Raw genomic sequence first — 12,001 nt, 5'->3', positions numbered from 1 at the left:
AGCATGAAAGTATTGGTAGTGGGTGGCAGTGGGGCCACGGGCACACATTTGGTAGACCGTTTACTGGCCTTGGGGCATCAGGTTAGGGCGGTGGTACGTAGCAAAACAGCTTTAACGGCAACTTGGCAAGATCACCCCCAAGTGGAATTGGTAGAGGCTACCCTTTTAGATATGTCCGATCCCGAATTACAGGCCCTTACCCAAGATTGTGGTGCTATTGCCTCATGTTTGGGCCATAGGCTTTCGTTTAAAGGCATGTATGGGAAACCTAGAAGACTGGTCACCGATGCGGTGCGCCGACTTTGTCAGGCGGCCATGGTACATAACCCCAAAAACCCGATCAAATTCGTGCTGATGAATACCTTGGGCAACCGCAATCGCGATTTAGCCGAAAAACGGACGTTGGGCGAACACTTGGTCATAGGCTTGTTACGACTTTTGTTGCCCCCGCATGTAGATAACGAACAGGCGGCCGATTGGTTACGTACCCAAATCGGACAAGGGCATAACCAGATCCAATGGGTGGCCGTACGGCCCGATAACCTGATCAATGCCGATACCGTAAGTAGCTATGAATTATTTGCCTCCCCAACCCGCTCCCCCTTGTTCAATGCCGGGCAGACCAGCCGAATCAACGTTGGGGATTGTATGGCCCGCCTGATCCATGAAGATGTGCTCTGGCAGCAATGGCAAGGCCAAATGCCGGTGGTGTATAATAGCTAGTGGAAAGACCGCTTCGCTATAAGAGAAAAGAGGCAATATTGTAGGGTAAAGAACCCGGCCTATAAAAATTGTATCACCTCTTAACCCTTATCAAATTGTTATGGCCATTTTACTGTGTTAACCCATTCATTTAAGGATTGTGGAGTCACCCCTAAAACTGTTTGGGTTGTTGTAAAGGGTTTAGATTGTAAATGATTTAGGTTTGCCGCAACATAACGATATAGATTGGCTATTTCTTGAGCCGCCAAAGTGCCAAAACCGTCTTTTAATTGGGCTTCAAAATCGTCGGGTGCCACGGGTATAAAGTCTACCGATTTACCCAAATGTGCCGAAATCGCTTGGGCTATTTCCTCACCGGAATGAAGCTGTCCGCCTATAGGTAAAGTTTGGCCGGCCAATTCGGGTCTTTCCAAGGCGGCCACTGTAAATCGGGCTAAATCGTTATGGCTAATCCATGGGACTAAGGCATCAGCTGGAACCGGATAGGGCATAATGTTTTGCTGAACTATTAAGGGAAGACTCCAGGGCGCCACCAAATTGTCGATATAGATATCGGGCATTAATGTTATAACTTTTAGGCTTGAAGCTTTGAATAATTTGGCTATTGCGATTTTGAGGTCCAAAGCCAAGAGCCCGGTTTCATTTTGTGGTAAGTCAAAGCCTGTATTGAAAACAACTAGTCGCACCCCAGCTAGTTCAGCTGTTGCAATAAAGTTCTGGGTATAGGATATGGCCTGCTCAAGGTCGAATATCAAGGGTAGACCAAAAACTGCTTTTTCGACTCCGTTTAGCGCCTTACCCAAAGCGTCGTGACTGTCTAAACTACCTGGATAGACTCGTAAATCTTCTTGTTTTTTTGGGCTTTTTGTAGAAGGTGAAAGCGTATTAACAGTATACCCCTTTTTCTGTAATAGTTGTGCGGTCGGTCTGCCTTGAAAACCAGTGGCTCCCGATACAAAAATTTGTTGTTCCATCTCTGAATAATTTACAATTTGGAGGCAAACCTATATCTTTACCCAACTTTTGGCAAGTACCTACATTTTGGTAGGGTACAAACAAAAAAGTTTGTTTTGCAGAAAAACAGTGATTTAGGAAATGTTAAAAAATAGCGAAAGTTCAGAAAGGTGTCCGGTTGGGGAAGCTTTAAAGGTTATTGGTGGAAAATGGCGCCTTCAGATAATACATGAAATCGGTACTGAGAAAAGAAGGTTTGGCGCCTTGAAACGAGCCATTCCAGATATCAGTGAAAAAATGTTGATTCAAGAATTAAAGCATTTGGTCGCTTTTGGGATATTACATCGCCAGGCTTATCCGGAAGTCCCGCCTCGGGTAGAATATAGTCTAACTACTTATGGCCAAAAGATACTGCCCATCATTTCCCAAATACGAAGTTTTGGTGAGATTTTATTGGCCAAAGCGGATTGATAGGTATAGTTATATTGGTAATGTTAGTTGAATAACCGTTTTACCAAGTTGAAAAGGGCTTTTTCGCCAATTGCGAATTGTAATACTTCACCTGACCGGTAACCTCTTCGCCCAACCAATCGGGTTTATCAAAGGTTTCGTCTTCGTTTTGCAATTCTATTTCGGCCACGATCAAGCCTTGGTTTTCCCCATGGAATTCGTCGACTTCAAAAAGATGTGTTCCAACCGGAACTTCATAGCGGACTTTGTCCAAGATTCCGGGTTCGCAGAGGTTCAACAGAGTTTCGGCCTCGGCCAAGGGGATTGCGGTTTCCCATTCGAATCGGGAGGTGCCCGCCGCGTTGGAACGGCCTTTTATGGTCAAATAGCCTTGCGCGCCTTTTATACGGACCCGAACGGTACGGTCGGCATGGGTGTTTAAAAATCCCTGTACAATTCGGGTACTGCTTTGGGCTTGGGTCTTGAACTGGGTATTCTTGACTAGAAATTTACGTTCGATTTCGATCATGCCTTTTGGTTTTGTCTCCAGAAAAAGTCGATTGGGCCATGGCCTTTGCCTAAGTTTTTATCGGCCCCAGATCGTATACCTTGGGCCACAAAGGTTATGCCTTTATCTACCGCTTCGACCAGTCCAAGATCATGGGCCAAGTAAGTGGCAATGGCCGAAGAAAGACTGCATCCGGTACCATGGGTGTTGTTACTGGGGCTATAGGGGTTTTCAAAACGATGTGTGCTATCGGTGTTAAGATCGTATAAGACATCCAACATCGTATCGCTTTGGGGTAAATGTCCGCCTTTGAGCAAGACCGCCGTTTGGAAGGTTTGTCCCATTTTTCGGGCCTGTGCCTCCATGGTATCCCTTGCGATGGTTTCGCCCAACAATAGTTCGGCCTCGGGGATATTGGGGGTGATCAGGCTAGCTTGGGGCAAAATACGTTTTAGGGCGTCTATGGCTTCCGGACTGATCAAAGGGTCACCCGAAGTAGCCACCATAACTGGGTCTAATACGATTTTTTGCAGACGATGTGCCGTCAATTTTTCAGCGACCCTATTTATGACCTCGGCGCTGTGCAACATCCCGATTTTTACGGCTTTAATATCAATATCATTACAAACCGCATCCATTTGCTCCCCAAGAAATGCCGGGGGTACTGCAAAAACGCCGTTTACCCCTTGGGTATTTTGGGCAGTGAGTGCCGTCAGGGCCGTGCAGGCAAAACCTCCGCAGGCACTTATACTTTTAATATCGGCCTGTATACCGGCACAACCGCCCGAATCGCTTCCGGCTATACTTAAAACGGGTCTATATTCCATTATACCGGCCATTTTTCTTGTCTGTAAGCGCTGTCCCAAAACAGCCATTCGAGTTGCGATGCTTTGATAAAAGCGGCTTCCATTTGCGCCAGTTCGGCTTCCGGGGCCGTTTGGGCATGTGTATTGGTGATACGAACGGCCTGGGCCACCGATTCCGCAAAGGCTTCGCCTCCATAGGTATTGATCCAATCTTGGAACGGATTGTTTTCCGGGCCATCTTTTTGTGCCAAAATATAGTCGCCCACTTCTTTGTAAATGGTAAAACAGGGCAGTACCGCGGCCATGCCTACCGCCAACGATTGGGTATGTACCATTTTGCTGAGGTAGCTGGTATAGAGCTCGCAAGTGGGTGAGATGGGGGACTCTATCCGGGCTTTTTCCAAATAGGTGGTATGCAGGGCTTTTTCTACTAAAATCACCCCATTGGCCGCCTCAAGGTAAAACTGCGACTCTTCCATGTCGGTGCATTGGGACCCTATAGTGGCCAAGGTGCGCCGGTATTCCGAAAGGTACAGACTGTCTTGGTGTAGGTAAAAATAAAAAACCTCCATGGGGAGTTCCCCCGATAAAAGGCCTTCGATAAAAGGGTGGGCTATGATCTGGTCGAAAATGGGTTGAATTTTCGGTCGTATTTGGGTATACCAATCCATTACAGTTGTTTTAAAAGTTCGTTTGTGGCTTTTTTGGGATCCGTGGCCCCCGAAATGGCCGATACTACGGCTATACCATCGGCTCCATGGGCCATGGCCTGGGCGGCATTTTGGGTGTTGACCCCACCGATGACCACTATGGGCCCGGTATACAGTTTCCGAATTTGGGCCAATCCGTCCAGTCCCAACGGAGGATCTAGATCTTGGATCTTGGTCTGGGTGGCAAATAGGGGCGATACCCCAACATAATCTACCCCCAACTGCTGTGCTTCTTTAGCTTGTTGCAACGTACTGACCGAGAGTCCGATCAGGGCTTGATCACCCAAAAGTTTTCGAGCGACCCCATAGGGTAGGTCTTGCTGGCCAATATGCAATCCTTGTGCCCCCACGGCCAGGGCAATATCGGCCCTATCGTTAATGATCAGGGGTACATTATAGGCATCGCAAGCTTGTTTACAGCTTAGGGCCCTTTGATAAAAATCGTGGGTGTTCAGTGTTTTTTCGCGCAATTGTACCAGCGTGGCACCACCGGCCAAGGCTTGTTCCAAAATCTCGAAAAACGTTTGGTCTTCCGTAATCCGATCATCGGTAACATACATGAGTCGGAGATCAAAGGGCATGGTGTTCCAATTTCAGGCGTTGTTCCAGATCGTCCGGACTTATTTGGTATAAGGCATCAAGAAAATACATTTGAAAACTGCCCGGTCCTTGGGCTTTTTCTGCGGCCATATTGCCACAAACCCCCATAAGGGCCATGGCAGATACCGCTGCCAAATGGGTATCGTCACAAACCCCTAAACAAGCCCCATTGATCGCGGTGGCCGTACAGCCCATGCCGGTGACCTGGGTCATTAAGGCCGAACCATTGTGTATCTGGGTAAAACGGCCCGCACTGGCCACCTGATCTACCGCCCCGCTAATGGAGATGGTGTTGTTCCAGACATTAACCAATAGGCGGGCGGCTTCCAAGGCTTCATGGGAGGCCGCGGTACTATCTACGCCTTTAATGGCACCTGCCTGGGCGGCTATCCCCATAATTTCGGAAGCATTGCCCCGAAGAATGGTGGGCGGACATACTTTATACAAGTCGGCTACCGTTTGGTTGCGTAAGGCCGAAGCCCCATAACCTACGGGATCCAAGACCCAAGGGGTTTTGGTTTTTTTGGCTTGATCTACGGCGATTTCCATGGCCTGTATCCAAGCCGGACTCAAAGTACCGATGTTTATGACCAAGCTCGACGATATTTGCACCATTTCCCTAACCTCTTCCTGGGCATGGGCCATAATTGGGGAGGCCCCAACGGCCAAAAGGGCGTTGGCCGTATTATTCATAACCACATAATTGGTAATGTTGTGCACCAGTGGCGATTTTTCGCGTATGGCCAATAAAACGTCGGCCACGGCTTGGGTATTGATTTCTTGCGTCATAGGATCGATTGGGTTTGAATTAGTACCAATAAGCCATACAAAAATCGGATAATAGCCTGTCAATGCGAAACAATGGCATTAGAATTCACGATTTCTTGGTACGGATCCTATTTTTTGAATCTTATGGGATGGAATGCGAGAATTATTAAATTAACTAACTTAAACCTATGTATAACATTATGTTATTTTTGTATATTTACCTACATCATCCGAAACTTGATGGTTTGGAAAGGAGTGGGGCAAAGAGTTATATCAAAAATCAAGAATACGTACTAGGAATGGCATCAACAAAGAAACAAACGGCCTTTAGGTTTGATCAAGAACTGTTGGATATTTTGGAAATCAAGGCCAAGGCCGAACGCAGGAGTTTGAACAATTATATAGAGAATCTACTTTATAAAATGGTGGGCGATATCCCTAATGAAGAAACCAAAAAGGCTATTGAAGAAGCCCGTGCCGGTATCGGTTTAACCGAAATATCCGACTTAGATGCCTATCGCAAAGCCCTACTAAAAGAGTAATCATGTATACCCTTTTAGAGAGTACTAAATTCAAGAAGGATTTAAAAAAACTGAGTAAGACCAGTAATGAGGATTTGAACCTGACCTTCGACGTTTTAGAAATTTTGCAAAAAGCAGGTTTTAAAGGCATACCGAAGTTTATGAAACCCCATAAATTGAAAGGGAATTACAAAGACAATTGGGAGTGCCATATTAAACCCGATCTACTTATTATTTGGTTACATTACGACGAACCTACCAAAACCATAAAACTGGTACGGCTGGGGACGCATTCCGAGCTGTTTAAATAGTTTCTGTTATCGGCATTTAACTTTTTGAGATTTGGCCGTTGTTTATCCGAGGCTAATATTTTTTGCCAATAGCAGCTATCTTGTCTGATGCCATACGATCGATGGGATACGGATTCAGGGCCAAAAAGTGCATGCATGCGGCTATGGTTTCGGCAGCAATGGGCCTATATTTCTTAAAGGGTCCGATCATTAAAAATTGGCCAGCCTTAGAGAGTACCGCCCCTATTTTTTCGCCCCACCTTTGTTCTTGTCTTGGACCTAAGATCAATGAAGGTTGGAGTATATAGGTATGGGGAATCTGGGCCTGTAAAACCCCGGTTTCCATTTCGCCCTTTAAGCGGTTATAGAAAAACCAGCTGTCCGGGTTGGCTCCTAAGGCGGAAATAACCATAAAAGTTTCAATACGGTTCCTCTGGCAGAGTAGGGCCGCCTGTTGCGGAATTCCGAGGTCGATGGCCCGGTATAGGGTTTTGTCGGGTGTTTTTTTACGGGTGGTTCCGATACAACAAAAAACCATATCGGCATAAAAGAGTTCGGCCTGTTCGTTAAGTTTCAGTACATCTAGGATATGTTCTTGTAGTTTGGGGTGTTTAAAACCTACAGGTCTACGCGAAAAGGATAGGATTTTGCCAAAAGAACCGTCGGCTAACAGGCGTGTTAATAAAAGCCCGCCCGTAAGGCCGGTGGCGCCTAATATGATGGCGGTTTTTGAAGCGGATTCCATAGGGCTAAGATAACTTGATCTACTAAAATTTTGGGGAACTTTTTGGCAGGCTTCAATGAAAGTTTAACATGGCATTCCCGGTCGATCCCCTACATTTGAGTGTGCAAGCCCGTCAAACATATCGGAAGATAATTCATGTAGATATGGATGCCTTTTATGCCTCCGTAGAGCAATTGGACGACCCATCGCTACGGGGCAAACCCTTAGCCGTGGGTGGGGGCTCAAAAGGTGGCGTGGTCTCAGCGGCCAGTTATGAGGCCCGTAAATTCGGGGTGCGCTCGGCCATGAGTGGATTTCTGGCCCGAAAACGTTGTCCCGAACTCATTTTCGTAAAACCCCGTTTTGATCGTTACAAGGAGCTTTCCCAAAAAATCCGGGCCATTTTTTATGAGTATACCGACCTGGTAGAACCCTTGGCCCTCGATGAGGCCTATTTAGATGTGACCAAGAACAAAAAAGGGAATCCGTCGGCCAGTTTGATCGCCACCGAGATTCGGGAACGGATTTATAAGGAACTAGGTTTACGGGCCTCAGCCGGAATCTCCATCAATAAGTTCTTGGCTAAGGTAGCCAGCGATATCAATAAACCCAATGGCCAAAAAACCATAAACCCAGAGGAGGTGATCGCCTTTTTGGAGGGTTTGGACATTCGCAAATTTTATGGGGTGGGCAAGGTAACCGCCGAGAAAATGTATCTGCTGGGTATTTTTACGGGTAAGGAATTAAAGACCAAATCGGTGGAATTCCTCACCGAACATTTCGGAAAATCGGGGGCCTATTATTACGATGTGGTCCGCGGCATTCATCGGTCTGCCGTTAAACCCCATAGAATACCCAAATCGTTAGGGGCCGAACGGACGTTTGTAGATAATTTGAGTTCGGAGGTCTTTATGATGGAAAAACTGGAAAAGATCGCCCAAGAGGTACATCGGCGGTCACAAAAATCGAAATTGTCGGGAAAAACGGTTACTTTAAAGCTTAAATACAGCGATTATAGCCTGCATACCCGCTCCAAGACCCTACCTTATTTTGTGTCGGATCAGAGTGTATTGTTGGAAACCGCTAGGGAATTGCTGTATCAAGAACCTTTGGAAAATTCGGTACGCCTGCTGGGTATTACCTTGAGCAATTTGAATACACCCAAGGAAAAAGAAGAAAAGGAATCGGTATCGGTCCAACTTAAATTTGAATTTTAGGTATGCATCTCAGTAAGCAAGAATTAAAGGAAAAGTTAGTGGCCCGGCATCAAAGTTTTATGGCGCAGATCGATGGGCTTTCCCAAACGGAATTCGAGGCCACCAAAAATGGAAAATGGTCGGCCGGACAACAATTGGCACATATCTGGTTAAGCGTAAAACCCTTGGTCCGCTTGCTGGCTTCGGAAAACAGCTTATTAGAAAGGGGCTTTGGCACCTTAAGCCGCGAACCTATGGATTATACCGAACTCAGCACCTTTTACAATACCACGCTTTTAAAGGGAGGCCGGGCAACCAACCCTTTTTCTCCGGAGGTCATCCCCTTTGAACAAAAGGAGGGGCTGATGGCAAACATAGAAACCGGGGTGGCCCAATTGGCTGAAAATCTAGCTACTTTCGACGACGGTTTTTTAGATAGCCAAACCATTCCGCATCCGTTATTGGGCCCGCTAAGTGTGCGTGAAATGGGTTATTTTACCCTGTATCATGTAAAACATCATCAAAAACAATTACCCTAACCCAACCCTTTTATGGAGGAAAAACCAAGATTGGCCCGCTTAACGGCCATTTTGACCCAATTGCAATCGCAACGGCTGATTACCGCCAAACAATTGGCCGATAAACATGGGGTAAGTATACGTACCATCTATCGCGATATCCGCACCCTCGAGAAATCTGGTATCCCTATTTTTACCGAAGAAGGTCGTGGATATTCCTTAATGGAGGGCTATCGCTTGCCGCCGGTCATGTTCTCCGAAGAAGAAGCCAACGCCTTGATTACGGCCCAACAATTGGTGGCCCAAAACAAGGATGCTTCCCTACTGAACCATTATAACGAGGCGGTAACCAAGATAAAGGCTGTAATGCAATTCAGTCAAAAAGACCGCTCTGAACTCTTGGCCGAACGGGTAGCCATTTATAACTATCCGGGGCAAGAAGCTACCAGCGATAACCTAATGAACATCCAATCGGCCATAACCCATTTTCGGCTGTTGAAGATTCGCTATTTCTCTTTACAGGAGGTAGAAACCGAAAGGCATATCGAACCTTTTGCGTTGTATAGCACCCAAGGCAACTGGATTTTAATCGCCTATTGCCGTTTACGACAGGCTTTTCGGGCCTTTCGCCTTGATCATATAAAACAATTAACCGAATTGACCGAAACCTTTGAACCCCATGGATTTACCCTGAGGGAGTATTTTGAAGAGGCCTCCAAGGAGTGGTAGGTATCTCAAAATTTGCGGCAAATGTAGAATTCCAAACCATTGGAACCGTTGTAAATAAATCAGAATTCCTATACCATCAAAAACGTCTGACACAAGGCTGTCATAATAGGGTAGTAATCTTGTCATAAATCAACATAGTGTTATGATGGGCACTTTAATATCAAACTATAAACAGGACAAGAAAACATGGAAAAAACAACGATTACTTCGGTTACGATTATGGGACTCTCGGTACGAACATCCAATGCTGCCGGAAAAGCCGACCAAGATATCCCGGCGCTTTGGAACCGTTTTATGGCAGCAGGTATTTTGGAAAAAATCCCGGGAAAATTGGATCATTGGCTATATGCTTGCTATTCGGATTATGATGGGGATCATACCCAACCCTATACGATGTATTTGGGGTGTAAGGTGGCTGCTGGAACTCCCGTTCCTGAGGGTATGCATTCTGTAATTATTCAACAGGGCGATTACCAAAAATTCCAAGCGAAAGGCGATCTTACGAAAGGGGCGGTGGTCGAAGCATGGCATCGCATCTGGCAAGCCGACCTGGATCGGGCCTATACCACCGATTTTGAGGCCTACGATCCGCAGTATAGTGACCCAACACAGGGTGTGGTCGATATTTATATTGCCTTGAAATAGCGTAAAACACCTCTATCCACATTTTATGTCAGAGAAACTCTTGGAATTTTATCTGAACAAACCAGAACCGCTTCGGGGAACCCTGTTGGCCCTTCGCGACTTTATCTTAAAACAGGACGAACACCTAAACCATCAGCTTAAGTATGGGATGCCCTTTTTCTGCTACGGTAAGAAAATGTGTTGTTATCTGTGGACGGATAAGAAAACGGGAGAACCTTATGTGGGTTTTGTAGAAGGGAAACGGCTAGACCATCCTGCTTTAGAACAAGGCCAACGGGCACGTATGAAAATATTTCGGATCTCTACGGAGGCCGATTTACCCCTGCCCGAGCTGAAAGCGGTGTTGGACGCTATGTTGGCATGGTATCGAAAAGGGTAATAAAAAAGGACGATTCCGTGTTTTACTATAGCTGGAATCGTCCTTTATGAAAAAAAGCGGCTGCTTCTTTAAGAGCCTATGGCTCGATCTTCTCTATCATTATTTTACCACCAAGGTATTGTCGGTGGCCGTTGGGTTTAACGGACAGAAGTACACATATTCTCCTTTGGCCAAGGTAGTTGGCTTGGATTTCTGGGTGGTACCGGTAGCTACCATTTGGGTAACATAGGCCGTTTTAATATGGTTGGCCTCTTTGGTAATGTCCTTTCCCTTGGGCACCAATACAAAACCTACATCGTGACCAACCCCTTTATTGGCGATTTCAAAAACATAAGTACCTTCCTTTACCTCTAACTGTTTCTGGGTAAACTCCCCTGGGGTTTGGGTTAGGGCGATGGTCCCGGTTTTCATCATTTTGTCCTGGGCCTGGGCGGTCAAGGCGAATCCGAATACCAAGGCTACGATTGCGATTACTTTTTTCATGATTTGTTATTATTGTAACTAATCAGAGTCCCCTATTTTGGCTACGAAATGGTCTTTTACGCTCTGTTTTTATGATTTTTTTCTCACATAGCGGTGCTATGCTTTGAAAAAAATCACTTCAACAGCACCCAAAATCCCTATTTCTCGCTTCAAAACCTGCGACACTGATTAGTTACGTTTTATTTATTAGTGATTGTTTTTCGTTCTTAATTTTTGATAATTTATTAAGCCACAATAGCATCTAAAGGTTGGGCTACCGGAAAATCGATAGGTACTTGGGTCAGATTGTTCACGTAATTTGAGATGGTCTTGTCGCCAACCAATACTATGGTATCGATTAGGTTTTCGTTGGTCCAACCTTGTTCGTGAAAATTGGCCAAAACGCCTTCACTGGCCCTACCTTTGTTTTCGGTAATATTCTTGGCCAAGGCGGCTAAGGCATCCAGTTTAGGGTCGAAAGAGGCTTTACCGGCCCTAAGCTCTAAGATCTGGGCTTCGTTATAGCCGTTCATTTTGGCTATGGCCGTGTGGGCCGACAAACAGTACAGACAACCGTTTACCTCACTTACGGCCAAGTTTACCGCCTCTTTTTCCTTGGCTTTTAAAGAGCTTTTGGCACCATTTAAGGCCAAGTAGTTCTTTAGGGCGTTTTCAGAATGTGCATAGGTAGCGTAAAGATTGGGTACAAAGCCCAATTGGTTTTTCAAATTGTCGAAAATACCTTGGTTATCGGTACTTACTTCTTCTCTTTTAGGTACGTTATAAGTATACATGCTATAATAATTTTAGATTATATAATTGATTAAATTTTTGTTCTTGAATGATTAGTCCAACGGAAACGGACGTTCGGCTTCACAATAAAAATCGTGATGGGCATTATGCTCACAATGGGTAAGCGGTACTTCGGTATTTACCTTGTTTTTAAAAGGACCGGTGAGTAGGTGAATGATCTTATAAAAGCTATTGTTATGTTCCATCTTTTGCGTTGTTTTTTAAT

At 45.6% G+C, this 12,001-nt stretch carries 19 protein-coding genes; 9 read left to right on the top strand and 10 right to left on the bottom strand.

The window, feature by feature from the left end; translation table 11 throughout:
• The first annotated feature begins 3 nt into the window (after positions 1-3).
• Positions 4-723, top strand: a complete 720-nt coding sequence (locus B7P33_RS05695; RefSeq protein ID WP_097441002.1) for an NAD(P)-dependent oxidoreductase — start codon at positions 4-6, stop codon at positions 721-723.
• A 98-nt stretch (positions 724-821) separates the two neighbouring features.
• Here B7P33_RS05695 and B7P33_RS05690 read toward each other — a convergent pair whose 3' ends face one another.
• A complete protein-coding gene (locus tag B7P33_RS05690) occupies positions 822-1,697 on the bottom strand; it encodes an SDR family oxidoreductase (protein ID WP_097441001.1) in 876 nt (291 codons plus the stop codon).
• A 121-nt stretch (positions 1,698-1,818) separates the two neighbouring features.
• Between B7P33_RS05690 and B7P33_RS05685 the strand changes: the two genes are divergently transcribed.
• Positions 1,819-2,148 carry a winged helix-turn-helix transcriptional regulator gene (locus B7P33_RS05685; RefSeq protein ID WP_097441000.1) on the top strand — a complete coding sequence of 110 codons (330 nt, stop codon included), beginning with the start codon at positions 1,819-1,821 and terminating at the stop codon, positions 2,146-2,148.
• Between the two features lie 40 nt (positions 2,149-2,188).
• Here B7P33_RS05685 and B7P33_RS05680 read toward each other — a convergent pair whose 3' ends face one another.
• Genes B7P33_RS05680 through thiM form a run of 5 tightly spaced genes read right to left on the bottom strand, consistent with a single transcriptional unit; the run spans position 2,189 to position 5,540 of the window.
• On the bottom strand, positions 2,189-2,656 hold the full coding sequence (locus tag B7P33_RS05680) for a CYTH domain-containing protein (protein ID WP_097440999.1): 468 nt from the start codon (positions 2,654-2,656) through the stop codon (positions 2,189-2,191).
• Positions 2,653-3,462: a bifunctional hydroxymethylpyrimidine kinase/phosphomethylpyrimidine kinase gene (gene thiD, locus B7P33_RS05675; RefSeq protein ID WP_245871674.1), complete on the bottom strand. Its 810-nt coding sequence runs from the start codon at positions 3,460-3,462 to the stop codon at positions 2,653-2,655. Before thiD ends, B7P33_RS05680 begins: the two co-directional genes overlap by 4 nt.
• Complete coding sequence (gene tenA / locus B7P33_RS05670; protein ID WP_097440997.1) at positions 3,462-4,112, bottom strand: thiaminase II; 651 nt, start codon at positions 4,110-4,112, stop codon at positions 3,462-3,464. The genes thiD and tenA overlap by 1 nt, the downstream gene beginning before the upstream one ends.
• Positions 4,112-4,732 (bottom strand): thiamine phosphate synthase, encoded by a 621-nt coding sequence (gene thiE / locus B7P33_RS05665; protein ID WP_097440996.1) that lies wholly within the window; start codon positions 4,730-4,732, stop codon positions 4,112-4,114. Before thiE ends, tenA begins: the two co-directional genes overlap by 1 nt.
• The gene (gene thiM / locus B7P33_RS05660) at positions 4,722-5,540 is read right to left on the bottom strand and encodes a hydroxyethylthiazole kinase (RefSeq protein ID WP_097440995.1); all 819 of its coding nucleotides are present in this window, start codon (positions 5,538-5,540) and stop codon (positions 4,722-4,724) included. The genes thiE and thiM overlap by 11 nt, the downstream gene beginning before the upstream one ends.
• Before the next feature lie 278 nt (positions 5,541-5,818).
• Between thiM and B7P33_RS05655 the strand changes: the two genes are divergently transcribed.
• Both B7P33_RS05655 and B7P33_RS05650 read left to right on the top strand, forming a co-directional pair.
• Positions 5,819-6,061 carry a hypothetical protein gene (locus B7P33_RS05655; RefSeq protein WP_097441246.1) on the top strand — a complete coding sequence of 81 codons (243 nt, stop codon included), beginning with the start codon at positions 5,819-5,821 and terminating at the stop codon, positions 6,059-6,061.
• A 2-nt stretch (positions 6,062-6,063) separates the two neighbouring features.
• Entirely contained in the window at positions 6,064-6,351 is a 288-nt protein-coding gene (locus B7P33_RS05650; RefSeq protein WP_097440994.1) for a type II toxin-antitoxin system RelE/ParE family toxin, read from the top strand.
• Positions 6,352-6,403: 52 nt separating this feature from the next.
• Here the strand turns inward: B7P33_RS05650 and B7P33_RS05645 are convergent, their stop codons facing one another.
• Positions 6,404-7,075, bottom strand: a complete 672-nt coding sequence (locus B7P33_RS05645) for a Rossmann-fold NAD(P)-binding domain-containing protein (RefSeq protein ID WP_097440993.1) — start codon at positions 7,073-7,075, stop codon at positions 6,404-6,406.
• A 68-nt stretch (positions 7,076-7,143) separates the two neighbouring features.
• Between B7P33_RS05645 and dinB the strand changes: the two genes are divergently transcribed.
• The 5 genes from dinB to B7P33_RS05620 all read left to right on the top strand — a co-directional run bounded on the left by dinB (position 7,144) and on the right by B7P33_RS05620 (position 10,521).
• Entirely contained in the window at positions 7,144-8,271 is a 1,128-nt protein-coding gene (gene dinB, locus B7P33_RS05640) for a DNA polymerase IV (RefSeq protein WP_097440992.1), read from the top strand.
• A gap of 2 nt (positions 8,272-8,273) precedes the next feature.
• On the top strand, positions 8,274-8,789 hold the full coding sequence (locus B7P33_RS05635) for a DinB family protein (protein ID WP_097440991.1): 516 nt from the start codon (positions 8,274-8,276) through the stop codon (positions 8,787-8,789).
• Between the two features lie 12 nt (positions 8,790-8,801).
• Positions 8,802-9,497: a helix-turn-helix transcriptional regulator gene (locus B7P33_RS05630; RefSeq protein ID WP_097440990.1), complete on the top strand. Its 696-nt coding sequence runs from the start codon at positions 8,802-8,804 to the stop codon at positions 9,495-9,497.
• A 186-nt stretch (positions 9,498-9,683) separates the two neighbouring features.
• Positions 9,684-10,142 carry a GyrI-like domain-containing protein gene (locus B7P33_RS05625; protein WP_097440989.1) on the top strand — a complete coding sequence of 153 codons (459 nt, stop codon included), beginning with the start codon at positions 9,684-9,686 and terminating at the stop codon, positions 10,140-10,142.
• A 25-nt stretch (positions 10,143-10,167) separates the two neighbouring features.
• The gene (locus B7P33_RS05620; RefSeq protein ID WP_097440988.1) at positions 10,168-10,521 is read left to right on the top strand and encodes a DUF1801 domain-containing protein; all 354 of its coding nucleotides are present in this window, start codon (positions 10,168-10,170) and stop codon (positions 10,519-10,521) included.
• 99 nt (positions 10,522-10,620) lie between these two features.
• Here B7P33_RS05620 and B7P33_RS05615 read toward each other — a convergent pair whose 3' ends face one another.
• The 3 genes from B7P33_RS05615 to B7P33_RS19330 form a co-directional block, all read right to left on the bottom strand.
• Complete coding sequence (locus tag B7P33_RS05615; RefSeq protein WP_097440987.1) at positions 10,621-11,004, bottom strand: cupredoxin domain-containing protein; 384 nt, start codon at positions 11,002-11,004, stop codon at positions 10,621-10,623.
• Positions 11,005-11,228: 224 nt separating this feature from the next.
• Positions 11,229-11,777: a carboxymuconolactone decarboxylase family protein gene (locus tag B7P33_RS05610; RefSeq protein WP_097440986.1), complete on the bottom strand. Its 549-nt coding sequence runs from the start codon at positions 11,775-11,777 to the stop codon at positions 11,229-11,231.
• A 51-nt stretch (positions 11,778-11,828) separates the two neighbouring features.
• Positions 11,829-11,981: a hypothetical protein gene (locus B7P33_RS19330; protein ID WP_172435863.1), complete on the bottom strand. Its 153-nt coding sequence runs from the start codon at positions 11,979-11,981 to the stop codon at positions 11,829-11,831.
• Positions 11,982-12,001 lie beyond the last annotated feature (20 nt).

The organism is Sediminicola luteus (assembly GCF_002514735.1).
Taxonomy (GTDB): Bacteria; Bacteroidota; Bacteroidia; order Flavobacteriales; family Flavobacteriaceae; genus HQA918.
Note: the sequence above shows the minus strand (reverse complement) of the source record. Positions and strands in the feature narration are given on the sequence as shown.

What these genes read in the sequence shown, in the direction of transcription:
- B7P33_RS05695 (WP_097441002.1), top strand. Translation starts at nt 4, where the DNA reads ATGAAAGTATTGGTAGTGGGTGGCAGTGGGGCCACGGGCACACATTTG.
- B7P33_RS05690 (WP_097441001.1), bottom strand. Translation starts at nt 1,697, where the DNA reads ATGGAACAACAAATTTTTGTATCGGGAGCCACTGGTTTTCAAGGCAGA.
- B7P33_RS05685 (WP_097441000.1), top strand. Translation starts at nt 1,819, where the DNA reads ATGTTAAAAAATAGCGAAAGTTCAGAAAGGTGTCCGGTTGGGGAAGCT.
- B7P33_RS05680 (WP_097440999.1), bottom strand. Translation starts at nt 2,656, where the DNA reads ATGATCGAAATCGAACGTAAATTTCTAGTCAAGAATACCCAGTTCAAG.
- thiD (WP_245871674.1), bottom strand. Translation starts at nt 3,462, where the DNA reads ATGGAATATAGACCCGTTTTAAGTATAGCCGGAAGCGATTCGGGCGGT.
- tenA (WP_097440997.1), bottom strand. Translation starts at nt 4,112, where the DNA reads ATGGATTGGTATACCCAAATACGACCGAAAATTCAACCCATTTTCGAC.
- thiE (WP_097440996.1), bottom strand. Translation starts at nt 4,732, where the DNA reads ATGCCCTTTGATCTCCGACTCATGTATGTTACCGATGATCGGATTACG.
- thiM (WP_097440995.1), bottom strand. Translation starts at nt 5,540, where the DNA reads ATGACGCAAGAAATCAATACCCAAGCCGTGGCCGACGTTTTATTGGCC.
- B7P33_RS05655 (WP_097441246.1), top strand. Translation starts at nt 5,819, where the DNA reads ATGGCATCAACAAAGAAACAAACGGCCTTTAGGTTTGATCAAGAACTG.
- B7P33_RS05650 (WP_097440994.1), top strand. Translation starts at nt 6,064, where the DNA reads ATGTATACCCTTTTAGAGAGTACTAAATTCAAGAAGGATTTAAAAAAA.
- B7P33_RS05645 (WP_097440993.1), bottom strand. Translation starts at nt 7,075, where the DNA reads ATGGAATCCGCTTCAAAAACCGCCATCATATTAGGCGCCACCGGCCTT.
- dinB (WP_097440992.1), top strand. Translation starts at nt 7,144, where the DNA reads ATGGCATTCCCGGTCGATCCCCTACATTTGAGTGTGCAAGCCCGTCAA.
- B7P33_RS05635 (WP_097440991.1), top strand. Translation starts at nt 8,274, where the DNA reads ATGCATCTCAGTAAGCAAGAATTAAAGGAAAAGTTAGTGGCCCGGCAT.
- B7P33_RS05630 (WP_097440990.1), top strand. Translation starts at nt 8,802, where the DNA reads ATGGAGGAAAAACCAAGATTGGCCCGCTTAACGGCCATTTTGACCCAA.
- B7P33_RS05625 (WP_097440989.1), top strand. Translation starts at nt 9,684, where the DNA reads ATGGAAAAAACAACGATTACTTCGGTTACGATTATGGGACTCTCGGTA.
- B7P33_RS05620 (WP_097440988.1), top strand. Translation starts at nt 10,168, where the DNA reads ATGTCAGAGAAACTCTTGGAATTTTATCTGAACAAACCAGAACCGCTT.
- B7P33_RS05615 (WP_097440987.1), bottom strand. Translation starts at nt 11,004, where the DNA reads ATGAAAAAAGTAATCGCAATCGTAGCCTTGGTATTCGGATTCGCCTTG.
- B7P33_RS05610 (WP_097440986.1), bottom strand. Translation starts at nt 11,777, where the DNA reads ATGTATACTTATAACGTACCTAAAAGAGAAGAAGTAAGTACCGATAAC.
- B7P33_RS19330 (WP_172435863.1), bottom strand. Translation starts at nt 11,981, where the DNA reads ATGGAACATAACAATAGCTTTTATAAGATCATTCACCTACTCACCGGT.